Source organism: Rhodococcus sp. ACPA1 (assembly GCF_002300195.1).
GTDB lineage: Bacteria > Actinomycetota > Actinomycetes > Mycobacteriales > Mycobacteriaceae > Rhodococcus_F > Rhodococcus_F opacus.
The window spans coordinates 123,086-150,008 of the sequence record NZ_NSDX01000015.1; the positions used below are offsets into that span (position 1 = coordinate 123,086).

Here is a 26,923-nt window from a genome sequence, read left to right on the forward strand (position 1 = left end):
ACGAACATCACGAATCGACGCACACCGGGCCCACGCGTACAGCACGATCAGTACAGCGTGGGAGACCGGCGTCGGTTGGTCCGTCTCACGCGCAGGACTTGCGCATCCAAGGTCTTCTACCCGCTGGGGGAACGAGATGACGAGTGTGAATTCGCCGCAGCCGAATAACGGCGCCGAAGATGTGAACGTTCCCGAAGGGGCATTCCCGCTCTCCTCGGTGCAACGGAGCATGTGGTTTGCCCAACAGCTGAGCCCCACGGTTCCCAAGTTCATCGCCCAGTACATCGAGTTGCGGGGCGAGATCGACCTGGACCTGTTGAGCGACGCGGCGGTGCGGGCCGGTCAGGAGTTCCAGTCGCCGTTCCTGCGACTGCTGGACGTCGACGGGGAGCCCTACCAGGCGGTCGATTTCAGCATCGACCCGTCGATCGGCTTCCTCGACTTCCGGGGCGAGTCGGACCCGATGGCCGCCGCGCAGGTGTGGATCGACGAGGATTACGCGACGCCGCTGCGGCTCACCCGGGACCGGCTCGTCGAGATGACCGTCCTGCAGGTCGGTGAGCAGCACTACTTGTGGTACACCAGGATTCACCATGTCGCGCTCGACGGGTACAGCGGAATGACCATGGTGAACCGGATCGCTGCGCTGTACACCGCAGCGGTCGAGGGCGCCGAACCGGAACCGAACCGTGCGCTGGATCTGCGCGACCTCTACGAGCTGGACCAGAAGTACCGGGCGTCGAGCCGCTTCGAGAACGACCGGTTGTACTGGGCCGAACGCATTGTCGGCATCGAACACGGTTCGACGCTCGCCACCCACGACGCCCCCGCGGCGGCGAAGAGCCGGCTCGAGAGCGCGAAGATCTCCGAAACCGCACTGGGTTTCCTCGGAGAGTCGGATCAGCGGGTCGGCGCCACGTCGGCGGCCGTGCTGCTCGCCGGGTTCGCCTGCTATCTGTCCCGTATGACGGGCAAGCGGGACGTGCTCATCAACCTGCCGGTGTCGGCGCGCACCACGGCGCCGTTGCAGCGGTCCGGTGGGATGCTCGTCAACGTCGCCCCGCTGCGGATCACCGTCCGCCCGGACGACACGGTGGCCGAGCTCGTGCAGCGGACCCAGCTCGAACTGATGGGTGCGCTGCGCCATCAGCGGTGCAGCCTCGAGGACATCCGCCGCGATGCCGGACTCGCCGGGACCGCGGAGGGCCTCGCCGGCCCGATGGTGAACGTCATGCTGTTCCACCAGGCGTTCACGCTGGGCACGGTCACGGGCGAGTACCACATCGTGACGTCGGGACCGGTGGACGACCTCCTGGTCAACATCTATCAGAGCGGTGACGGCCAGACGCTCCTCGATTTCCGCGGCAACCCCAACCGGTACGGCTCGGAGGAGTTGCGCGCCCACCACCGCAGGTTCGTGGAGCTGGTCGAGGAGTTCGTCACGGCCGAGCCGCAGACGCGGACCGCCGACATTCACGCCGAGAGCGCACGCCTCGGCGCGCGGTTCCTCGAGCGGGAGGCCCAGCTCGCGTTCTGGAAGCGGGAGTTGGTGGGCCTGCCGGACGTGACGGCACTGCCGCTGGACCGGCCCCGCCCAGCCGAGCGGTTCGGGGCGGGCGAGGTCGTCGGGTTCGCCGTCGACGCGGACGTGCAGCGCCGCGCGGCACAACTGGCCGAGGAGGCGGGCACCGGGATCTTCACCACGCTGCACGCCGTGCTCGCGGTCCTGCTGGGCCGGCTGGGCGACACCGACGACGTGGTGATCGGAACGCCGATCGTCGGGCGCGAGGCGTCCGACTCCGACGACCCGGAAGCCGGAGCATTCTTCAACAAGACCGTCTTACGGTCGCAGGTGGATGTTGCATCGTCGTTCGTCGACCACCTGAGCCGGGTCCGGGACGCCGACCGGGCCGCGTTCGCGCATGCGGCGCTGCCCTTCGACGATCTCGTTGCCGCCCTCGTGGCCGAATCCGATCCGTCGCACTCGCCGCTGTTCCAGGTGATGCTCGAATTCACCGACGGCGGGCACCCGCACGACACGTCCGGGAACGTGACGGTCAGCCCGATCCAGCGCGAACATCGGGCGCTGGGACTGGATCTCGTGTTCTCCCTCACCGAATCGGAGACGGGCGGCATCAACGGCCGGCTGCGGTTCGCCACGGACGTGTGGGACCGCGACAGCGCGGAGGCGCTCGCCGCGCGCTTCGTCCGCATCCTGCAGGCGGTGACGTCGGACCCCGCCGCACCGGTCGGGGACGTCGACCTCCTCGAGCAGGTCGAGTACGCGGAACTCGCGCCGGTCCGCGACGAGCCCTCGGTGGAGCCCCGCACGCTTCCCGCGCTGCTCGCGCGCGCCGTGGAGGCGGGCGGCGCCGGGGACGCCCTCGTCTACCAGGGACGCACGCTGACCTACCCCGAACTCGACGATCAGTCGGATCGCCTCGCCCGCATGCTGATCGACCACGGAGTGGGGCCGGGTTCGGTTGTGGCGCTGGCGATCGCGCGGTCGATCGAGTCGGTGCTGGCCACCTGGGCGGTCGCGAAGTCCGGGGCCGCGTTCGTCCCGGTCGACCCGAACTATCCGGCCGACCGCATCGAGCACATGCTCACCGATTCCGGTGCGGTTGTCGGTCTCACCGTGGCGGCGCACCGGTCGTCGCTGCCCGAGACCACGCCGTGGCTCGTGATGGACGACGCGTCGTTCGGCCGGGACCTGGCGAAGCACGCGGCCGGCGCGGTCACCGACGCCGACCGTCTCCGCCCGTTGCGGACCGCGGATCCGGCCTACCTGATCTACACGTCCGGCTCCACCGGCACACCCAAGGGTGTCGTCGTGACCCACGTCGGCCTGGCGAATTTCGCCGAGGACGAGCGGCAGCGGTTCGACGTGACCGTGGGGGCCCGCACCCTGCACTTCTCCTCGCCGAGTTTCGACGCGTCCATCCTGGAACTGCTTCTCGCAGTGGGTGCCGGCGCCACGATGGTGGTGGCACCGTCGACGGTGTACGGCGGCACCGAACTCGCGGACCTGTTGCGCCGCGAACGGGTGACGCACGCGTTCGTGACCCCGGCCGCGCTGGCATCCGTCGATCCCACCGGGCTCGACCACATCCGGTGCGTCGTCACCGGTGGCGAGAGTTGTCCGCCTGCGCTGGTGGCACAGTGGGCGCCGGGGCGGGTCATGTTCAACGCATACGGACCGACCGAGGCCACCGTGGTCGCGAGCGTGGCAGGACCGTTGACGGTCGGCGAACCGGTGACGATCGGCCGCCCGTCCCGCGGTTGCGGTCTGCTGGTGCTCGATTCGCGGTTGCACCCCGTCCCGAGAGGGGTCCCCGGCGAGCTGTACATCACCGGCGACGGTGTGGCACGTGGGTACCACAATCGGTCGATCCCGACGGCCGAACGGTTCGTCGCCGACCCCCATGGCGCGCCGGGCGAGCGAATGTACCGCACCGGAGACCTGGCGCGGTGGAACGCTGCCGGTCAGCTGGAATACCTGGGCCGCACCGACTTCCAGGTGAAGATCCGCGGCTTCCGCATCGAACTCGGCGAGATCGACGCCGTCGTCCGCTCGCACCCGAGTGTGGCGTTCGCGACCACAGTCGGACGGACCGCGCCGTCCGGCGACACGGTGCTGGTGACGTACGTGCTCCCCGAGGACGGGACGGACATCGTCGTCGGCGACATCCTCGAACACGCCGCCGCCGCGCTGCCCGCGCACATGGTGCCCGCCCGGGTGATGGTGCTCCGCGAGGTCCCGCTGACCCCGGCGGGCAAACTCGACCGGAAGGCGTTGCCGGAACCGCAGTTCGAGGCCACCTCCACCGTCTACCGGGCGCCGGTGACACCCACCGAGATGCAGATCGCGGAGGTGTTCGCGGCGCTTCTGGGGGTCGAGCGCATCGGCGTCGACGACAGCTTCTTCGACCTGGGCGGCGACTCCCTCGTCGCGACCCGCGTGGTGTCCCGGGTCAACGCGGCCCTGAGCACGGAGATCGGGGTGCTCGATCTGTTCGAGGCGCCCAGCGTCGCATTGCTCAGTGCCCGCGTGGACGCGCTCGGGCCCCGCACCTCCGCCCGCCCCGTGCTCGCTCCGCGGGCCGGGTCCGGCCCGGTGCAGGTGTCGCTGGCGCAGCAGCGGATGTGGTTCATCAACCAGCTCGACACCGCCTCGCCCGCATACAACATTCCCGTCGGTATCCGGCTGCGCGGCACACTCGACGTGGAGGCGCTGCGGACCGCGGTGAGTGACGTCCTCACCCGGCACGAGTCGCTGCGGACGGTGTTCCCGAACACCCCCAACGGTCCCATCCAGGTGGTTCTGCCGGTCGCGGAAGTGAGCCCGCCCCTCGACACGGTCGAGGTGGCCGAGAACGAGCTCGAATCCCGCCTGATCGCCGACGCCGCAGCCGGGTTCGACGTCACCGTCGAACCGCCGATCCGGGCGCAGCTCTACCGCACCGCGACCGACGATCACGTGCTGGTGTTCGTGGTGCACCACATCGCCGCCGACGGCCTGTCGATGACGCCGCTGACCCGAGACGTGATGGTGGCCTACCACGCCCGCGCCGCCGGCGACACGCCGCAGTGGTCGCCGCTCGAGGTGCAGTACGCCGATTTCGCGGTGTGGCAGCGCGAGCTGCTCGGTTCCCCCGACGATCCGACGAGCCTCCTCGCCCGGCAGCTGGCGTTCTGGGCCCGCACCCTCGACGGCGCCCCCGAGGTCATGGATCTGCCGACCGATCGGCCGCGCCCCGCCCGGCAGTCGATGATCGGCGCCACCGCCGACTTCTCCATCCCGGCGCGCATCCACGCCGCGCTGCTCGAGATCGCAGTCGCCAACGACGCCAGCCTGTTCATGGTGGTGCACGCCGCCCTCGCGGTCCTGCTGTCCCGGTCGAGCGGATCGTCCGACGTGTCGATCGGATCCCCGGTCTCCGGTCGTGGCGAACGGCAACTCGACGACGTCGTCGGCATGTTCGTCAACACCGTCGTCCTGCGCACCACCGTCGACCCCGATCGCAGCTTCCCCGAGATCCTCTCGCACACCCGATCCGTGGATCTGGAGGCGTTCAGCAACACCGATCTGCCCTACGAGCGGCTCGTCGACGAACTGAAGCCGACCCGCTCCGAGGCACATTCACCGCTGTTCCAGGTGATGCTGGTGCTGCAGGGATTCGCGAACACGCGGCTCGAGCTGCCCGGACTCGATGTGGAGGTCGAGGCCCTCGAGACCGGCGCCGCCAAGTTCGACCTGCAGGTCATCCTCACCGAGCACACCGAGGGATCCGGCGCCCCGGGGGCGATCGACGTCCAGTTCTCGTACGCGTCGGAACTGTTCGACCCGCCGACGATGACGGCGCTGGCCGAACGCTTCGTCACCCTCCTCGAGACCATCACCGCGGGTTCGGACGCGAAGGTCGGCGACATCGACCTGATCGGCGCGGACGAGACCCACCGGATGCTCGAGCAGTGGATCCACACCGACGTCGCCGTGCCGGACTCGGCGACCCTGGTCAGCCTGTTCGAGGCACAGGTGGCACGGACCCCGGACGCCGTCGCCGTCGTGTTCGCCGAAGAGGAACTGCTGTACGCGGAGTTCGATGCCCGCGCCAACCGGCTGGCACGCGAACTCCTCGCCCGCGGCGTCGGACCCGAATCCCGGGTCGCCGTCGCCCTGCGCCGGTCGCTCGAGCTGATGATCGCGATCTACGCGGTGGAGAAGACCGGGGCAGCGTACGTTCCGCTCGACCCCGACCACCCGGCGTCGCGAATCGCCTACGTGATCGAGAGTGCCGAACCCGCATGTGTTCTCACCGCCTCCCGCGACCGGTGCGAGGGCGTCGACGGCGCGGCCGGTGCCTCCGTGATCGAGATCGACACCCTGAACCTGTCCCGGCGGCCGAGCACCCCGATCACCGACGCCGAGCGGGGCGGTCCGATCCACCCCGATTCGACCGCCTACGTGATCTACACGTCCGGATCGACGGGCCGCCCCAAGGGTGTGGCCGTCAGCCACCGCGCGATCGTCAACCGGTTGCTGTGGATGCAGGACACGTACCGGATGGATCACACGGACGTGGTGCTGCAGAAGACTCCCGTCACGTTCGACGTGTCCGTGTGGGAACTGTTCTGGCCCCTCGAGGTGGGTGCGCGACTCGTCCTCGCCGCGCCGGACGGACACCGCGACCCGACGTATCTGTCCCACATCATCGCCGACCACCAGGTCACCACCATGCACTTCGTGCCGTCGATGCTGGCGGTGTTCACGGCGGGCGCCGAACCGGAACTCTGCGGTTCGCTGCGTCAGGTGTTCTGCAGCGGTGAGGCGCTCCCGCCCGCCACCGCCGACGCATTCCGGGAATTCGGATCCGCGGCGCTGCACAACCTGTACGGCCCGACGGAGGCCGCCGTCGACGTCACCTACTGGGAGTGCACGGAAGGCGATCGGGCCTCGGTCCCGATCGGCGCGCCCGTGTGGAACACGCAGCTGTACGTCCTCGACTCCCGGCTGCACCCGGTGCCGGTCGGGGTGCACGGCGAGCTGTACCTGGCCGGCATCCAACTGGCCCGCGGCTACGTCGGGCGCAGCGATCTGACGTCGGACCGGTTCGTGGCGAACCCGTTCGGCGCGCCGGGACAGCGGATGTACCGCACCGGCGACGTCGTCCGCTGGCGTGCCGACGGCAACATCGAATACATCGGCCGCCGCGACTTCCAGGTCAAGCTCCGCGGTCAGCGCATCGAACTCGGCGAGGTCGAGGCGGCGGTGCTGGCGCACCCGTCGGTGGCGCAGGCCGTCGTGACCGTGCACCGCAGCGAGGCCACCGGCGAAAGCCTCGTCGGCTACGTGATCCCCGTGGCAGGCGCCGACATCGACACCGCCGTCGTGCGCGACGCGGCGGCGGAGACGCTGCCCGCCTACATGGTGCCGACCCGGATCATCGTCCTCGACCGGTTCCCACTCGGGGCCACCGGCAAGTTGGACCGGGGCGCCCTGCCCGAGCCGGAATTCCTCAGCCCGTCTGCCGAATTCGTCACCCCGCGCAACCCGATCGAGGAGATCCTCGCGTCGATCTTCGCGGATCTGCTCGACGCTCCCCGTATCGGTGTGTACGACAGCTTCTTCGACCTCGGCGGCAACTCACTGGTGGCCACCCGGCTGGTGGCGCGGGTCAATGCCGCGCTGGGCAGCCGGATCGGGGTCCGGGAGATCTTCGACGCCCCGACCGTCGCGACCCTGGCCACCCGGATCGAATCCGAGGCCGTGCAGGGCGCCGAACGCCCGCCGCTGGTGGCCGGGGTGCGCCCCGACCGACTGCCGGTCTCGCTGGCGCAGAAGCGCATGTGGTTCATCAACCAGTTCGACCTCGACTCCCCGGCCTACAACATCGCGCTCGCGGTGCGGTTGACGGGCGATCTCGACGAGGATGCGATGCAGGACGCCGTCGCCGACGTGATGGACCGGCACGAGTCGCTGCGCACCCGGTTCCCGATGGTGGAGGGCGAACCCGTCCAGGTGATCTTGCCGACCGAGGACGTGGTGCCGGATCTGTCGCCGGTAGCGACGACGGAAGCGGAACTGCCCGAGCACATTTCGCGACTGGCGGGCGCCGGCTTCGACGTCACGGTGTCGGTGCCGGTGCGCGCCGCACTGTTCCGCACCGATCCCGGCGAGCACGTTCTCGTCATCGTCGTCCACCACATCAGCGCCGACGGCTTCTCCATGGCCCCGCTTGCCCGGGACGTGATGACCGCCTACGCGGCCCGGACCGGGGGACAGGCGCCGGACTGGACGCCGCTGCCGGTGCAGTACGCCGACTTCGCGCTCTGGCAGCACCGGGTGCTCGGCAACGCAGAGGACCCCGACAGCCTGCTGGCCGCCCAACTCGACTACTGGACGCACACGCTCGCCGGGCTTCCGGAACTGCTCGCGCTGCCGACGGACCACCCCCGGCCGACGCAGCAGTCGATGCGCGGCGGCATCCACTCGTTCACCATCGATCCGCAGGTGCACAGCCGGTTGATCACGACTGCCCGCGAACACAATTCGAGTGTGTTCATGGCCGTGCACGCCGCGCTGGCCGTGCTGCTGGCCCGGCTGGGCGACACGGACGACGTGGCGGTGGGCACCCCCATCGCCGGTCGTGGCGACGCCGCCCTGGACGACATGGTCGGCATGTTCGTCAACACCCTGGTGCTGCGCACCCCGGTCGAACCGGCAGGCACCTTCACCGACCTGCTGTCCACGGTCCGCGACACCGACCTCAACGCCTTCCACCACGCGGATCTGCCGTTCGAGCGACTGGTCGACGCGATCTCGCCCGAACGCGCGACGTCGCATTCGCCGCTGTTCCAGGTGGTGCTCGAGTTCCGCAACAACGAGCGGCCGCGGCTGGAGCTGCCCGGGTTGACCGTCACCGGCCTCGACCTGGCCACCGACATCTCCAACTTCGACCTGCAACTGACGCTCACCGAGGAGTTCGGGGTGTCGGGCGAGCCCGCCGGGATCTCCGCGGCCTTCACGTACGCGTCGAGCCTGTTCGACGCGTCCACGATCGCCGGTTTCGCCGATTACCTGCAGCGGATCTTCGACGCGGTGACGTCCGAGCCGGGCATGGCCGTCGGTGACATCGACCTGATGGTGGCATCCGAACGTGCGGCGCTCACCCCGGTGATGGACGGGCCCGACGCCGAACCGCGGACCCTGCCCGAACTGCTCGCGGCCGCGGCCGCAGTGAACCCCAAGTCGGCCGCGCTGTCCTACGAGGGCAGTGAAGTGACGTACCGCGAACTCGACGAGCGGTCGAACCGTCTCGCCCGCTTGCTGATCGGGCGCGGCATCGGCCCCGAATCGGTGGTGGCGCTGGCGCTGGCGCGGTCGCCGGAGTCGGTGCTGTCACTGTGGGCGGTCGCCAAGACCGGTGCCGCGTTCGTCCCGGTCGACCCGAACTACCCGACCGACCGGATCGTCCACATGCTCAGCGACTCCGGTGCGGCGCTCGCCCTCACCGTCGCCGAGTTCCGTCCCACACTGCCGGACTGCACGTCCTACGTCGTGGTCGACGCACCCGGATTCGACGACGAGGTGAGTGCGCACTCCGCCGCGGTCGTCACGGACGCCGATCGGACACACCCCCTCGCGCTGGAGAACCCGGCCTACCTGATCTACACGTCCGGATCCACCGGCACCCCGAAGGGCGTCGTCGTCACCCACCGCGGCCTGGCGAACTTCGCCACCGACGAACGCGTCCGCTTCGGGGTCACCCCGCGGTCGCGCACGCTGCACTTCTCGTCGCCGAGCTTCGACGCGTCGATCCTGGAACTGCTGCTCGCGGTCGGCTCCGGCGCAACCATGGTGATCGCTCCGGCGTCCGTCATCGGCGGCACCGAACTCGCCGACGTGCTCCGGGAGGGCCGGGTCACGCACGCGTTCATCACCCCCGCCGCCATGGCGTCGGTGGACCCCGCGGGCCTCGACCAGCTCGAGTGCGTCGCCACCGGCGGCGACGTGTGCCCGCCGGAGCTGGTGGCGCAGTGGGTGACCGGGGACAGGCGGATGTTCAACGCCTACGGCCCCACCGAGGCGACGGTCGTGTCGAGCGTGACGGGACCGATGCTTCCGGGTGAGGGCGTCACCATCGGCCGTCCGCCGATGGGAACCGGGGAGATGGTGCTCGATTCACGCCTGCACCCGGTGCCCAACGGGGTGACCGGCGAACTGTACGTCACCGGTTCCGGTCTGGCCCGCGGCTACAAGGACCGGGCGGGCACGACGGCGGAGCGTTTCGTCGCCAACCCGTACGGGGGCCTCGGGGCCCGCATGTACCGGACCGGTGACCTGGCGCGCTGGAACGGTGACGGCCAGCTCGAGTACCTGGGCCGCAGCGACTTCCAGGTGAAGATTCGCGGTTTCCGCATCGAACTCGGCGAGATCGAGACCGCCCTCACGCGCTACCCGGGGGTCGCCCGTTCGGTGGTGTCCGCGCACAAGGGCAGCACCGGCGCCAACCGGCTCGTCGGATACCTCGTCCCCACGGCGGGTGCCGAACTCGACGCGGAGGCGGTCCTCGATTTCGTCGGCGGATTCCTGGCCCCGTACATGGTGCCGTCCGCACTGATCGTCCTCGACGAGTTGCCGCTCACTCCCGCAGGCAAGCTGGATCGCCGCGCGCTGCCCGAGCCGGACTTCGGGGCCCGGGTGTCGGCCGGCCGCGCGCCGGTGTCGGAGATGGAAGAGGTGCTCGCCGGACTGTTCGCCGAGGTCCTCGGTCTGGAATCCGCCGGTGTCGAGGACTCGTTCTTCGCCCTCGGCGGCGACAGCATCATGTCGATCCAGTTGGTGGCCCGCGCGAAGGCGGCGGGTGTGGTGCTGACCCCGCGGGACGTGTTCGAGGCCAAGACCGTTGCCGGTCTCGCCGCGGTGGCGTCGTGGGTGGGCGCCGCCGACATCGTCGTGCTCGACGAACTGCCCGGTGGCGGAGTCGGCGACATGCCGACCACCCCGATCACGAAGTGGCTGCTCGAACGGGGCGGCGAGTTCAACCGGATGTCGCAGTCCGCGCTGCTGACCGCACCGCCGAACCTCCGCGAACTCGAACCCCTGATCGCCACGTTCCAAGCCGTCCTCGACCGGCACGACATGCTCCGCGCGCAGCTGATCGTCTCCGCCGAGGACTCGCATCTCGCCGTCCGCCCGGTCGGTGCGGTCGACGCGCAGGACCTGATCCGCCGGGTCGCCGTGTCCACGGCCCCGGGAACCCCGGTGTTCGCGGCGACGGTGATCGCGGAACTCGACGCCGCGCTGGACCGGCTCGACCCCGCGGCCGGCGTCATGGTGCAGGTGGTGTGGTTCGACGCCGGGGAATCCGGTGGCCGCCTGCTCGTCGTCGCGCATCACCTCGTCGTCGACGGTGTGTCGTGGCGCATCCTCGTCCCCGACCTCGCGACCGCGTGGGCGCAGATCTCTGCAGGCCAGGAACCGATCCTCGAACAGGTCGGCACGTCCATGCGCCGGTGGGCGCACGGACTGGTCGACGAGGCGACGAACCGGGCAGGCGAACTCGACCTGTGGCAACGCATCCTCGACTGCGAGGACCCGCTCGTCGGCAGCCGTCCGCTCGACCCCGACATCGACGTCAACGCGACCGTCGGCCGCGTCACGGTGCAGCTGCCCGCCGAGGTCAGCGAGGCCGTCCTCACGGCTCTGCCGGAGGCGATCCACGGCAGCGTGAACGACGGACTGCTCACTGCGCTGGCGATGGCGGTCACCCAGTGGCGGCGCACCCGCGGCCACACCCTGCACGGCAGGTCCGTCGACGGGACACTGGTGAGCCTCGAGGGACACGGCCGTGAAGATCAGGTCGTGCCGGGCGCCGATCTGGGCCGCACCGTCGGCTGGTTCACAGCGATGTTCCCGGTGCGTCTCGACCTGTCGGGCATCGACCTCGACGACGCGTTCGACGGCGGGAAGGCCGCCGGATCCGCGATCAAGGCGATCAAGGAACAGTTGCTCGCGATCCCGGACCACGGCATGGGTTACGGCATGCTGCGGTACCTCAACGCCGACACCGCACCGCTGCTCGCGGCGCGCTCGCTGCCGCAGATCAGCTTCAACTACCTGGGACGCTTCGCCGCCGACCTGTCCGAGGCGGCCACCCGCGCCGGCTGGACGCCGACCGGTGAAGTCGACATGGATCGTGCGCAGGACCTCGACACCCCGGTCACCTCGGCCATCGACGTCAACGCGGTCACCACCGAGGTGGAGGACCGGCCTCAGCTGCGCGCCACCTGGGCGTACGCGGCCGGTGTCCTGACCGTCGCCGATGTCCGCGAACTCGCCGGACTGTGGGTCCGGGCGCTCACCGCGCTCACGACGTACGCGGCCCGCCCCGACGCCGGCGGCGTGACCCCGTCCGACCTCGAACTGGTCAGCCTCGACCAGGACGCCATCGACCGCATCGAATTGCGCTTCCCGGCACTGTCCGACATCTGGTCACTGTCGCCGCTGCAGTCCGGACTGCTCTTCCACGCACTGCTCGCCGATCAGACGATCGACTCGTACACCGTGCAGGTGACACTCGAACTGCGCGGTGCCGTGCCGTCCCGCATGCGGGTGGCCGGGCAGGCCCTGCTCGACCGGCACGCGAACCTGCGGGCGTCGTTCGTGTACGACGAGGGCGGCACCCCCGTCCAGGCGATCCACGGGTACGCCGAACTGCCCTGGACGGAGATCGACCTGTCCGGTCTCGACGCGGAGAGCCGCGAAGCCGAGATCGCGCGACTCCTCGACGCCGATCGGCGCCGCGGGTTCGACATGGCCACCCCGCCGCTGTTGCGGTTCATGCTGATCCAGATCGGTGGGGACGAGCAGCGCCTGATCGTCACCAATCACCACATCCTGCTCGACGGCTGGTCGATGCCGCTGCTGATCCGCGACCTCCTGACCCTGTACGCCACGGAGGGTGACGCCACGGCGCTGCCGCGGGTGCACCCGTACCGCGACTACCTCGCCTGGATGTCGCACCGCAGCACCGAGGACTCTCTCGGTGTGTGGCAGCGTGCCCTCGCCGGGGTGGAGGAGCCGACGCTGCTCGCCCCTGCCGACGCGTCGGTCCAGAGCGACACGCAGTCCAGTGAACTGCTCGTCGAACTCGACGTCGACCGCACCGATCAGCTGAGTGTGCTCGCACGCGAGCACGGTCTGACCTTGAGCACCCTGATCCGCACCGCGTGGGGAATCGTGCTGGGCGGCTTGGTCGGCCGCTCCGACGTGGTCTTCGGTGGGACGGTGTCGGGTCGGCCTCCGCAGATCGCCGGGATCGAGTCGATGGTGGGTCTGTTCATCAACACCCTGCCGGTGCGGGTGGTTCTCGATCCGCGGGAAACGCTGGGGGAGTTGCTCGAACGCATTCAGGGCGAGCAAGCCGCGCTGCTGGACCACCACTACGTCGGATTGACGGACATCCAGTCGGTGGCCGGTCCCGGTGCCGGTTTCGACACGCTGACCGTGTTCGAGTCGTATCCCGTCGACCGGGAGGGGCTGACCGATCAGACCGACATCGCCGGCATGCACGTCCTCGACGTGCACGACAGCGCGAACGCCGCCCACTACCCGCTCGCGCTGATCGCCTCGGCGCACGAGAATCTGCAGCTGAAGCTGGAGTTCGTCGAGGAACTGTTCGACCGGGCCGACGTCGAGCGGATCGGCGACCGGATCATCCGGGCGCTGATCGCGCTCGCCGAGCACCCCGGGATGAAGCTCGCGCAGCTGCGCCTGCTCACCGAGGCCGAGGAGGCCGAACTGGTTCCCGCCCGCGGCGTGCCCGGCCGCTCCGTGCGCACACTGCCGCAGATGTTCACCGACACGGCCGCGACGTCGGGCGACGCGACCGCGCTGGTGTTCGGGGACCGCCGGATGTCCTACCGGGAACTCGACGAACGGTCCAACCAGCTCGCGCGCCTGCTCATCGACCGCGGCGTCGGCCCGGAAGACATCGTGGCCCTGGGTATCTCACGGTCCATCGAATCGGTCCTCGCGGTCTGGTCGATCACCAAGACCGGCGCAGCGTTCGTTCCGGTCGATCCGACCTACCCGCGTGAGCGGGTCGAGCACATGGTCACGGATTCCGGGTGCACGTTCGGTCTCCGCCTGGACGCCGACCACGGCCGGCTCCCGGACACGGTCAGCTGGCTGACCCTCGACGACCCCGACACCGACGCCGCCATTCGGGCGATGTCCACCGACCCCGTGACCGACGACGACCGCGTCGTGCCCCTGCGCTTCGCGCACCCGGCGTACGTCATCTACACGTCCGGTTCCACCGGCAAGCCGAAGGGCGTGGTGGTCAGCCACCGCGGCCTCGACAATTTCGCCGAGGAACAGCGGACCCGCTACGCGACGGATTCGACGTCGCGGGCGTTGCACTTCTCCTCACCGAGCTTCGACGCTTCCGTCCTCGAATACCTCCTGTCGTTCGCCGTCGGCGCGACCATGGTGATCGTGCCGCCGTCCGTGTACGGCGGCGAGGAGCTCGCGGAGCTGATCCGCACCGAGGGCGTCACCCACGGGTTCGTCACCCCCGCGGCGCTGGCCTCCGTGGACCCCGACGGTCTCGAGGTGTTCCAGAACGTGGTCGCCGGCGGCGAGGCGGTCCCTCCGGAACTGGTGACCCGCTGGGCCCCGGGCCGCACCATGTACAACGGCTACGGTCCCACCGAGACCACCATCATGAGCAACCTCAGCGACCACCTGCAGGTGGGGGAGACGGTCACGATCGGTGGCCCCGTCCGCGGCGTCTCCGAGGTGATTCTCGACTCGCGGCTGCAACCGGTCTCCGTCGGCGTCGCCGGCGAGCTCTACATCTCCGGTGAGGGCCTGGCCCGCGGCTACCATGCACGCGCCGCGCTGACCAGCGAGCGGTTCGTCGCCAACCCCTACGGCGACCCGGGCGACCGGATGTACCGCACCGGCGACCTCGCGCGGTGGCGGTCCGATCACACGGTCGAGTACCTGGGCCGCACCGACTTCCAGGTGAAGATCCGCGGCTTCCGCATCGAGCTCGGCGACATCGACAGCGCGCTCGCTGCGCACCCGACCGTGTCGTTCGCCGTCACCCTCGGGCGCCCCGGGCCCGCCGGCGACACCGTGCTCGTGTCCTACGTGCTGCCGGAGGCCGGATCGGTGCTCGAACCGCCGGAGCTGAAGGAGTGGACGGCGAACCTGCTGCCCGCGCACATGGTGCCGTCCAGCATCATGATCCTCGACGAGATCCCGCTGACCCCGGTCGGCAAGCTCGATCGGGCTGGGCTGCCCGAACCGCAGTTCCTGCCCACGTCGGACGACTTCCGGCCGCCGTCGACGGTCCTCGAACACACGATCGCCGACGTCATCACCACGGTCCTGGGAATCGAACGAGTCGGCATCGACGACAACTTCTTCGACATCGGCGGAAACTCGCTGATCGCAACCCGTGTCGCCGCACGCCTGACCGCGGAACTGGACACCGACATCGGCGTTCGCACCCTGTTCGAGGCACCGACGATCCATCAGCTGGCCCGCCTCATCGAGTCGACGGCATTCGCACCCGCGCAGGACGGCGCCCACGTCCGGATCCCGCTCGGCCCGATGCCGCGGCCCGCGCACGTGCCGGTGTCGCTGGCGCAGAAGAGGATGTGGTTCCTCAACCAGTTCGACACGTCGTCGGCGGCCTACAACATCCCCCTGGCCGTGCGGCTGACCGGTCACCTGGACGTGGAGTCGCTGCGTGCAGCGGTGACGGACGTCTTCGTCCGCCACGAATCGTTGCGGACCGTGTTCCCGTCCCACGACGGCGAACCGACCCAGGTGGTGCTCTCACCCGGTCAGTGGACCCCGAACCTCGAGATCGTCGAGGTGTCCGAGGACGAACTCCGCGAGCACATCGCCGGTCTCGCGACCGCCGGCTTCGACGTGACGGCCGACGTGCCGATGCGGTCGGCGCTGTTCGCACTCGCCCCCGACGATCACGTGCTCGTCATCGTGGTGCACCACATCTGCGCCGACGGGTTCTCGCTCACCCCGCTCGCCCGGGACGTCATGACCGCGTACGCGGCCCGCATCGCGGGGAGCGCACCGCAGTGGAACCCGCTGTCGGTGCAATACGCCGACTACACGCTGTGGCAGCTCCAACTGCTGGGCGACGAGAGCGACGCCGAATCGCTGATCTCCCAGCAACTCCGGTACTGGACGGATCAGCTGGCCGACCTGCCCGAACTCCTGCAGCTGCCCACCGACCGGGCGCGACCGGTCCAGCAGTCGTTCCGCGGTGCGCAGGTCGACTTCACCATTCCGGCGGACGTGCACCGGGCGCTGGCGGCGTTGGCGCGCAAGCACAACTCCACCATGTTCATGGCCGTCCACGCGGCCCTGTCGGTGCTGCTGTCCGCGCTGTCGTCCACCGAGGACATCGCGGTCGGCACACCCATCGCGGGCCGTGGTGACGCGGCACTCGACGACATGGTCGGCATGTTCGTCAACACCCTGGTGCTGCGGAGCGCCGTCGACCCGGCAGAGGGTTTCGGTGCCCTGATGGATCAGGTGCGGGCCACCGACCTGGCCGCGTTCCACCATTCGGACCTGCCGTTCGAGCGGCTCGTCGACGTCCTCGCGCCGGAGCGCTCCACCGCGCACTCGCCGCTGTTCCAGGCACTGCTCGAGTTCCGGAACAACGAGACACCGCGGCTCGAGCTCCCGGAACTGACCGCGGCCGCCGTCGATTTCGATCTGGAGGTCGCCAAGTTCGACCTGCAGCTCAGCGTCGAGGAAGGATTCGACGCGGACGGTGTGGCGTCGGGTATCGCCGCGTCGTTCATCTTCGCCACCGATCTGTTCGACGCCGGCACCGTCCGTACGTTCGCCGACCGGTTCCTGCGCATCCTCGGCGCCGTCACCTCCGACCCGCACGCCCCGGTCGGTGACATCGTGATCACCGACGCCGCCGAGCGGTCGGCGATGGCGACCGAATGGAACACCGCCGGACTCGACGCGGGCACCGACACCCTCGCGGACCGCTTCGCGCAGAGCGTGGCCCGGTTCCCCGATGCCACGGCGGTGACGTCGGAGGATGTGGCACTGACCTACGCCGAGCTCGACGCCCGGTCGAACCGACTGGCCCGCCTGCTCATCTCCCAGGGAGTGGGGCCGGAAACGCTGGTGGCCGTGGCACTCCCACGCACCTGCGACCTGATCATCGCCCTGCTGGCGGTGATCAAGACCGGCGGCGGCTACCTGCCCGTCGACATCACCTACCCGGCGGACCGGCTGGCGTTCGTGTTCGAGGACGCCGCACCGAACTGTGTCATCACCACCACGGGAGACGTCTCCGCTCTGCCCGACTCGGAGACCCCGGCGATCCTGCTCGACGACCCCGAGACCACCGCGGACCTCGCGCAGCAGACGCCGGCGACGATCACCGACGCCGACCGGGTGACACCTCTCGACTCCTCGTCGGTGGCGTACGTCATCTACACCTCCGGGTCGACGGGCCGCCCCAAGGGCGTGGTCGTCTCGCACCGCAACGTGCTGACGTTGTTCGCGAACACGCAGCCGCTCTACGGGTTCGACGAGAACGACGTGTGGACGATGTTCCACTCGTACGCATTCGACTTCTCCGTGTGGGAGCTGTGGGGTCCGCTGCTCTACGGCGGCCGACTCGTCGTCGTCGACTACTACACGGCGCGGTCGCCGGAAATGTTCCACGAACTCCTGCGGAACGAGCAGGTCACCGTCCTCAACCAGACCCCGACCGCGTTCTATCAGCTCGCCGAGACCGACCGCATCGTCTCGGAGATCGACGTGAACGCGGCGGCACTCGCGCTGCGGTACGTGATCTTCGGTGGTGAGGCTCTCGACCTCGGTCAGCTCGGCCGCTGGTACTCGCGGCACGACGACTCCGCCCCGACCCTGGTGAACATGTACGGCATCACCGAGACGACGGTCCACGTCAGCTACCTGGCGCTCGACCGCGAGTTCGCCGAGTCCGCGTCGGCCAGCGTGATCGGCCGCGGAATCGCCGGGCTGCACGTGCACGTCCTCGACCGGCGCCTGCACCCGGTTCCCCCGGGCACCATCGGGGAGATGTACGTCTCGGGTGACCAGGTGACCCGCGGCTACCTCGGCCGGGCCGGGCTCAGTTCGACCCGGTTCGTGGCCGACCCGCTCCGTCCCGGGGCGCGGATGTACCGCACGGGTGACCTGGCGCGCTGGAACACCGACGGCCAGCTCGAGTACCTGGGCCGCAGCGACTTCCAGGTGAAGATCCGCGGGTTCCGCATCGAACTCGGCGAGATCGAATCCGCGCTGCTCCGATACCGCGGCATCGCCCAGGCCGTCGTCCTCACCCGCGGCGACGGGCACGGCGGTCACCGGCTGATCGGCTACGTGGTTCCGGAATCCGGCGCCACCGTCGAGGTGTCCTCGGCGCTCGAATTCGTCGGCACCCAGCTCACCTCGTACATGGTGCCCGCCACCCTCGTGGTGCTGGACGCGCTGCCGTTGACGAGCAACGGCAAACTCGACCGCCGCGCGCTGCCGGAACCCGACTTCGGGGCCCGGGTGTCGGCGGGCCGCGCCCCGGCCACGGAGATGGAAACAGTCCTCGCCGGTCTGTTCGCCGAGGTGCTCGGTCTGGAATCGGTGGGTGTGGACGATTCGTTCTTCGCACTCGGCGGCGACAGCATCATGTCGATCCAGTTGGTGGCCCGCGCGAAGGCGGCGGGTGTGGTGCTCACCCCGCGGAACGTGTTCGAGGCCAAGACCGTTGCCGCGCTCGCCGAGGCCGCCTCCTGGGCGGGCGCCGCCGACATCGTCGTGCTCGACGAACTGCCCGGCGGCGGGATCGGCGAGATGCCGGTCACCCCGATCACCGCGTGGCTGCTCGAACGGGGCGGCGACTTCCGCCGCTACACCCAGACCGCGCTGCTCTCCCTGCCCGCCGCGGCCGACGAGACGCTGCTGAAGCGCACGATCGCGGCCGTCGTGGATCACCACGACATGTTGCGGGCGCGTCTCCTCGGTGCCGAGCCGCAGTGGCGGATCGAGGTACAGGCCGTGGGCGCGGTCGACGTGGACGACGTGCTGCACCGGGTCGAGGTCGCGTCGGTGGTCGGTTCTGGATTCGCCGAGACCGCCACCCGGGAACTCGATGCCGCGGCAGGACGACTGGACCCCGAGGCCGGGGTGATGCTGCAGATGGTGTGGTTCGACGCCGGCGACGAGGGCGGGCGGCTGCTGGTCGTCGCGCACCACCTCGTGGTCGACGGTGTGTCGTGGCGGATCCTCGTCCCCGACCTCGCGACCGCGTGGGCGCAGATCTCCGCGGGTCAGGAACCGGCCCTCGAACCGGTCGGCACGTCGATGCGGCGCTGGTCGCACGGACTCGTCGAGGCGACACGCGACCGCGCCGACGAGATCGAACTGTGGCGCCGGGTGCTCGAAGCCGACGACCCGCTGATCGGATCGCGTCCGCTCGACGCCGCGATCGACGTGGCGGGGACGGTCGAGAAGGTCACCGTGGAGGTGCCCGCCGACGTCACGGACGCACTGCTGACCCGTGTGCCCGAGGCGTTCCACGGCGGCGTCAACGACGGACTGCTCACCGCGCTGGCGCTGGCGCTGGCCCAGTGGCGGCGCACCCACGGCGACTTCACCCGGGAGTCGCTGGTCAGCCTCGAGGGCCACGGCCGCGAGGACCAGGTGCTGCCGGGCGCCGATCTGGGCCGCACCGTCGGCTGGTTCACGGCAATGTTCCCGGTGCGCCTGGACCTGTCGGGCATCGACCTCGACGACGCGTTCGCCGGTGGCAAGGCCGCCGGGTCCGCGGTCAAGGCGATCAAGGAGCAGCTGCTCGCGATCCCGGACCACGGCATCGGCTACGGCATGCTCCGCTACCTGGACCCGGAGAGCGCCGATCAGCTGCGGGCGCTGGCGAAGCCGCAGGTCACGTTCAACTACCTGGGCCGGCTGGGCGGCGCGACGTCCACCGACATCCACGGTCACGCCTGGGTTCCGGTGACGGACACGAAGCTCGACGACATTCCCGCCTCCGACATCCCGGTGGCGTCGGCGCTCGACATCAACGCCGTCACCGGCACCGGGGCCGACGGCAACCGGCTGCGGGCCACGTGGGCGTTCCCGACCGGGGTCCTCACCCCGTCCGAGGTCCGCGCGCTCGCCGATCTGTGGGTTCAGGCGCTGACCGCGCTGACCACCCACGTCGCGCGGCCCGACGCCGGCGGAGTGACCCCGTCCGACCTCGACCTGGTCACCCTCGACCAGGACGCGATCGACCGGCTCGAGGCCAGGTTCCCGGCGCTGTCGGACATCTGGTCGCTGTCACCGCTGCAGTCCGGGCTGCTGTTCCACGCCCAGTTCTCGGACGCCACGGTCGACCCGTACCTGGTGCAGCTGGCGCTGAAACTGCGCGGCGACATCGACCCGGACCGGATCCGCCGGGCCGGGCAGGCCCTGCTGGACCGGCACCCCAACCTGCGGGCCGCGTTCGTCCACGACAGTGCGGGCGCCTCCGCACAGATCATCCAGCAGCACGTGGTACTGCCGTGGTCGGAATTCGACCTCTCGGCACTCGACCCCGACGAGACCACCCGCGAATACGACCGGATCGTGGCACAGGACCGGTCGGTGAAGTTCGACATGGCGAACGCGCCGTTGCTGCGTCTCGCCCTCGTCCGGCTGACCGAGGACGACTACCGGCTGATCCTGACCAACCACCACATCCTGCTCGACGGCTGGTCGACTCCGCTGGTCATCCGCGACCTGCTGACCCTGTACGCGTTGGACGCCGACGGCAGCCTGCTGCCGCGGGTCCACTCCTACCGCGACTACCTGTCGTGGATGAAGCGCCACGACACCACGGACTCCCTCGACGCCTGGCGCACCGCGCTCGACGGGGTCGAGGAGCCGACCCTCCTGGCCCCGTTGGAGCGGGGTGAGGCGCACTCCGTTGTCGCGGAGGAGACCGCCTTCACACTGTCGGAGGAGCAGACCACCCGGTTGCGGGACCTGAGCCGCGAACGCGGGCTCACCCTCAACACCGTCGTCCAGACGGCGTGGGGAATCGTGCTGGGCGGCTTGATCGGCCGCTCCGACGTGGTGTTCGGCGGGACGGTCTCGGGCCGGCCGCCGCAGATCGCGGGCATCGAATCGATGGTGGGTCTGTTCATCAACACCTTGCCGGTGCGGGTGACCCTCGACCCGTGGGAATCACTGGGCGAGCTGCTCGAACGTGTGCAGAGCGAACAGGCCGCGCTGCTCGATCACCACTACCTGGGCCTGACGGACATCCAGTCGGCGGTCGGCGGCGGCGGTGCCTTCGACACGCTGACCGTGTTCGAGTCGTACCCGGTGGACGAGGCGGGGCTGACGGAACAGACCGACATCGCCGGGATGTTCGTCACCGGCATCGACGGCAAGGACTCCGCGCACTACCCGCTCGCCGTCGTCGCCTCCGGGGACGCGCGGCTGAACTTCAAGTTCGAGTACCTCCCCGAGGTCTTCGACGAGAGCACGGTCGACGAGATCGCGGACCGGCTGCAGCGGGTGCTCGACGCCCTCTCCGACCGGCCCGAGATTCCGCTCGCTCACATGCAACTGCTCACCGAGGCCGAACTCGCCGAGTTCGCGCCGGTACGCGGCCGCCCCGGGTTCTCCGTCCGGACGCTGCCGCAGATCTTCGAGGACGCCGCCGCCCTGGATCCGAACCGCACGGCACTGACGTTCGAGGGCCGCAACGTCTCCTACCGGGAACTCAACGAACGCTCCAACCAGCTCGCCCGAGTTCTCATCTCCCGCGGCGCGGGCCCGGAGACGTTCGTGGCGCTCGGCATTCCCCGATCGATCGAGTCGGTACTCGCCGTGTGGGCGGTGGCCAAGACGGGCGCCGCATTCGTCCCCGTCGACCCGAACTACCCGATGGACCGAATCGAGCACATGCTCACCGATTCGGGCGCCACCATCGGACTGACCATGGCCGCGTACGAGAAGGCGCTACCCGACTCGGTGCCGTGGCTGCAGCTCGACTCGCCCAAGTTCGAGAAGGCCTGCCAGTCGAAACCAGCTCTGCCGGTGGCAGATTCGGATCGACGGTCGCCGATAAGCCTCGACAACGCCGCCTATATCGTCTACACCTCCGGTTCGACGGGCAAGCCGAAGGGCGTCGTGGTCACCCACGAGGGCCTCGACAACTTCGCCGAGGACCAGCGTCAGCGTTTCGCCGCCGCGCAGACGTCCCGCACACTGCACTTCTCGACGCCCAGCTTCGACGGGTCGGTGTTCGAGTACCTGCAGGCGTTCGGGGTCGGCGCCACGATGGTGATCGCACCGCCGACGGTGTACGGCGGAGCGGAACTGGCCGAACTGATCAGGTCCGAACACGTCACCCACGCCTTCGTCACCACCGCGGCGCTGTCCACGGTCGACCCGGAGGGGCTCGACGAGTTCCAGCACGTCGTGTTCGGCGGCGAGGCGTGCCCGCCGGAACTGGTGACCCGCTGGGCGCCCGGCCGGCAGCTGTCCAACGCGTACGGCCCCACCGAGACCACTGTGATGGCCAACATCAGCGACCCGATGACGGTGGGCGACCCCATCACCCTCGGCGGCCCGATCCGCGGAGTCGGTGAGCTCGTGCTGGATTCACGTCTCCAGCCGGTGCCCGTCGGAGTGCCCGGCGAGCTGTACATCACCGGTGCGGGTCTCGCCCGCGGCTACCACCGGCGCCCGGAACTGAGCAGCCAGCGGTTCGTCGCCAACCCGTTCGGTGAGGCAGGGGAGCGGATGTACCGCACCGGCGACATCGTCCGGTGGCGGGCCGACCACACCGTCGAGTACGTGGGCCGCAGCGACTTCCAGGTGAAGATCCGCGGATTCCGCATCGAACTCGGCGAGATCGACAACGAGATCGCCACGTTCCCCGGGGTCAGCTTCGCCGCGACCCTCGGTGTTCCCGGCCCGTCCGGTGACACGGTGCTGGTGACCTACCTGCTGCCCAACACGGCCGGCGGCATCGACCCGGCCGAGCTGACCGCGCACCTGTCGACCCGGCTCCCCGCGCACATGGTGCCGACGAGCGTCATGTTCCTGGACGAGATCCCGTTGACCCCGGTGGGCAAACTGGACCGGTCGGCGCTGCCCGCACCCGAGTTCCACGTCACCACCACCGAGTTCCAGCCGCCGACCAACGATCTCGAACGCAAGATCGTGGACATCTTCGCCGACGTCCTCGGTATCGAACGGATCGGCATCGACGACAACTTCTTCGATCTCGGCGGAAACTCGCTGGTCGCCACCCGTGTCACGGCACGGTTGCGGGACGCCCTCGACACCGACATCGGTGTGCGCGCCCTGTTCGAGGCGCCCGACGTTCGGTCACTGGCCGCACGAGTCGCCGACAGCGTGAGCGGCGGCGCCCGCCCCGCACTCGCACCGGTAGAACGGCCCGACCGGATTCCGCTGTCGCTGGCGCAGAAGCGGATGTGGTTCCTCAACCAGTTCGACACGTCCTCACCCGCCTACAACATTCCGTTGGCCGTCCAACTGACCGGAACCCTGGACGAGGACGCCCTGCGGCTGGCGATGGCCGACGTCCTCGAACGCCACGAGACGCTGCGCACCGTCTTCCCGACGGTCGACAACGAACCGACCCAGCGGATCCTGCCCGCCGCCGAGGCGCAACCGAACGTCGACACCGTCGCGGTGGCGGCGGAGGACCTGCCGCGGCACATCATGGATCTGGTGTCCCGTGGGTTCGACGTCAGCACCGACGTGCCGGTCCGGGCGGCCCTGTTCCGGATTGCGCCCGACCTTCACGTGCTGACGATCGTGGTGCACCACATCAGCGCGGACGGATTCTCCCTGGCGCCGCTCGCCCGCGACGTCATGGTGGCGTACACGTCACGGCTCGGCGGCGACGGCCCGCAGTGGGATCCGCTGCACGTCCAGTACGCCGACTACACGCTGTGGCAGCACGCCGGACTCGGCTCGGAGAACGACCCCGAATCGATGATCAACCGGCAGTTGCGGTTCTGGTCGGAGACGCTGGCCGGGTTGCCGGACGTCATCCAGTTGCCGACCGACCGGCCGCGCCCGATCCAGCAGACGTTCGAGGGTGATCGGGTCGAGTTCGCGATCGACGCCGACCTCCATCAGCGGCTGACGGCACTGGCCCGGGCCAACAACGCCACCATGTTCATGGCCGTCCACGCCGCGCTGGCCGTTCTGCTGTCGAGGCTCGGCAGCACCGACGACGTCGTCATCGGCACCCCCGTCGCCGGGCGCGGTGAAGCCGCCCTCGACGACATGGTCGGCATGTTCGTCAACACCATGGTCCTGCGGAACCGGATCGACCCGGCGTCGACGTTCACCGAACTGGTGCAGCAGATCCGGGAAACCGACCTGGCCGCGTTCCAGCACTCGGATCTGCCGTTCGAGCGCCTCGTCGAGGAACTCAACCCGACCCGGTCCACGTCGTACTCGCCCCTGTTCCAGGTGGCCCTCGAATTCCAGAACAACGAGAACCCGACACTGGAACTGCCGGACCTGCGGGTCGAGAACGTGGACCTCGAAACCAAGGTGGTGAAAGAGGATCTCGAGGTGATCCTGGCCGAGCGGTTCGATCAGGACGGCGCGCCCGCGGGTGTCGCCGGCGGACTCGACTTCGCGGTCTCCCTCTTCGACCCCGCCACGGCACGCTCGATCGCGGACCGCTTCGTCCGGATCCTCGCGGCCGTCACCGCCGACCCGGACCGGCCGATCGGCACCCTCCCGCTGCTCGACGACGCGGAGATCGAGGAGATGGTCCCGGCGCGCGGCAAGCCCGACGTGCGCCCCGAGGTGTGGCCCGACCTGCTGACGGCCGCCGCGGCACTCGACCCCGATTCGATCGCGTTGTCCTTCGAGGACCGGCAGGTCACCTACCGCGAACTCGACGAATGGTCCAACCGGCTGGCGCGGGTGCTGTGCGCCCAAGGCGTCGGGCCGGAGACGTTCGTGGCCATCGGTATGCCGCGATCGATCGAGGAAGTGGTGTCGATCTGGTCGGTCGCGAAGTCGGGTGCGGCGTTCGTGCCCGTCGACCCGACCTACCCACGGGACCGCATCGACTACATGCTGACCGACTGCCGGGCCTCCGTCGGCCTGACCGTCGCCGATCGTCGCGACAATCTGCCGGACACCGTGCAGTGGCTGGTGCTCGACGACGAGTCGTTCGCCGAGCAGGTCGCGGCCGTCTCCTCGGCGCCGGTCACCGACGCCGACCGCACGCGCCCGCTCCATCTGGCCAACCCGGCGTACCTGATCTACACGTCGGGATCGACCGGTAAACCGAAGGGCGTCATCGTCACTCACCGCGGCATGGCCAACCTCACCGCGGAGGAACACGAACGGTTCCAGGTCACACACGACTCCAGGGTCTCGCATCTGGCGTCCCCGAGCTTCGACGCGTCGATCTTCGAGCTGATGATGGCGTTCGGGGCGTCGGCCCGGGTCGTGATCGTGCCGCCCACCGTCTTCGGTGGCACGGAGCTGGCGGACCTGTTCCGGCGCAACGCGGTGACGCACGCGTTCATCACACCCACCGCGCTGTCGTCCATCGAGGACGTGGGACTCGAATCGCTCCGCGTCCTCGCGGTGGCCGGTGAGGCCTGCCCGCCGGAACTGGTGGAGATCTGGGGCAGGCACCGCAACATGCACAACGGGTACGGGCCCACGGAGACCACCATCCAGGCGAGCGTCAGCGCCCCGATGCGTCCGGGTGGGGTCGTGAACATCGGCGCACCCGCACTGGGATTCGGTTCGCTGGTCCTCGACGAACGCCTGCAGCCCGTCCCGGCGGGTGTGCCCGGCGAGCTGTACATCACCGGACCCGGACTGGCACGCGGGTACCACAACCGGTCGGCGCTGACGTCGGAACGGTTCGTCGCCTGCCCCTTCGGGGAGCCCGGTCGCCGGATGTACCGCACCGGCGACGTGGTGCGCTGGCGCGGCGACCACACCATCGAGTACATCGGCCGCACCGACTTCCAGGTGAAGGTCCGCGGATTCCGCATCGAACTCGGTGAGATCGACGCCGTCCTCGCCCGCCACCCCGCGGTCGCGTTCGCAGCCACCATCGGTCACACCGGACCGTCCGGCGACACGCTCCTCGCGTCATACGTGCGGGCGGCCGAGGGACACGATCTCGAGCCGGCGGAGGTGCGTACCCACGCGGCCGACCGCCTGCCCGCGCACATGGTCCCGTCGGCCGTGGTCGTCCTCGATCAGATCCCGATGACCCCGGTCGGCAAACTCGACCGCAAGGCGCTGCCCGCGCCCGAGTTCGGCACCACCGGCGCGGCCTTCCGGGCCCCGACGACGGCGACCGAGAGGATCATCGTCGAGGCCTTCGCCGAGGTGCTGGGCGTCGACCGGGTCGGCACCGCCGACAGTTTCTTCGACCTCGGCGGCAACTCGATCGTCGCCACCCGGGTGATCACGGTGCTGCAGGAACGCCTCGGACGGCAGATCCCGTTGCAGTCCATGTTCCTCGACCCGACACCCGCGGGCCTGGCACTGCGGGTCGACACCGAGAACGCGGCCGGGTCGCCGGTGGACGAGGCGCTCGGTGTGGTCATCCCGCTGCGGCCGACAGGGGAGAAGCCGCCCCTGTTCTGCATCCATCCCGGCATCGGCCTGTCGTGGGGTTATGCGGGACTCCTGCAGCACCTCTCGCAGGACCGGCCGGCGTTCGGCCTGCAGTTGCCGATCATCAGCGGCGGCCCGAGCTTCGAGTCGATCGAGCAGCTGGCGCATCAGTACGTGCTGGAGATGCGCAAGGTCCAGGCGTACGGGCCCTACCACCTGCTGGGCTGGTCGCTCGGCGGCGTCATCGCCCACGCGATGGCCGTCGAACTGCGGCGGGAAGGCGAGGCGGTCGACACGCTGGCCGTCATGGACAGCTACGTGACGAACGGGACCGACCAGGGCCCGGAGAGTCTCACCGTGTCCGAGTTGCTCCACGGGCTCGGACTGGACCTCGAGTCCGTCTCCGGGGAGGAACTCACCTACGAGCGCGCTGTCGAGTTGCTGGACGACGCATTCGGGCAGAAGACGGGACTGACGCCGCAGCACCTCGAGCGGATCAGCGCCGGATTCACGAACTCCTCGCGGATCATGAACAACTTCCGCCCGCAGGTGTTCGACGGGGATCTGCTGTTCTTCACCGCCGCCGGATCAGGGTCGACGGACCAGCATTCACCCGAGGAGTGGCGGAGTTCCGTCACCGGAGGCATCCGGGAAGTGAAGATCGAGTGCGAGCACAACCAGATGATCGAACCCGAGGTTCTGGCCGTGGTGGGGCCGGTCCTCGAGGATTATCTGAGCACGCATTGA

General features: G+C 69.5%; 1 protein-coding gene. It reads left to right on the top strand.

Annotated features, from left to right (window positions below; genetic code table 11):
• The first annotated feature begins 136 nt into the window (after window positions 1–136).
• Window positions 137–26,923 carry a non-ribosomal peptide synthase/polyketide synthase gene (locus tag CJ177_RS45235; RefSeq protein WP_095871021.1) on the top strand — a complete coding sequence of 8,929 codons (26,787 nt, stop codon included), beginning with the start codon at window positions 137–139 and terminating at the stop codon, window positions 26,921–26,923.

Coding starts and splice junctions, on each gene's coding strand:
- CJ177_RS45235 (WP_095871021.1), top strand. CDS start 137: ATGACGAGTGTGAATTCGCCGCAGCCGAATAACGGCGCCGAAGATGTG.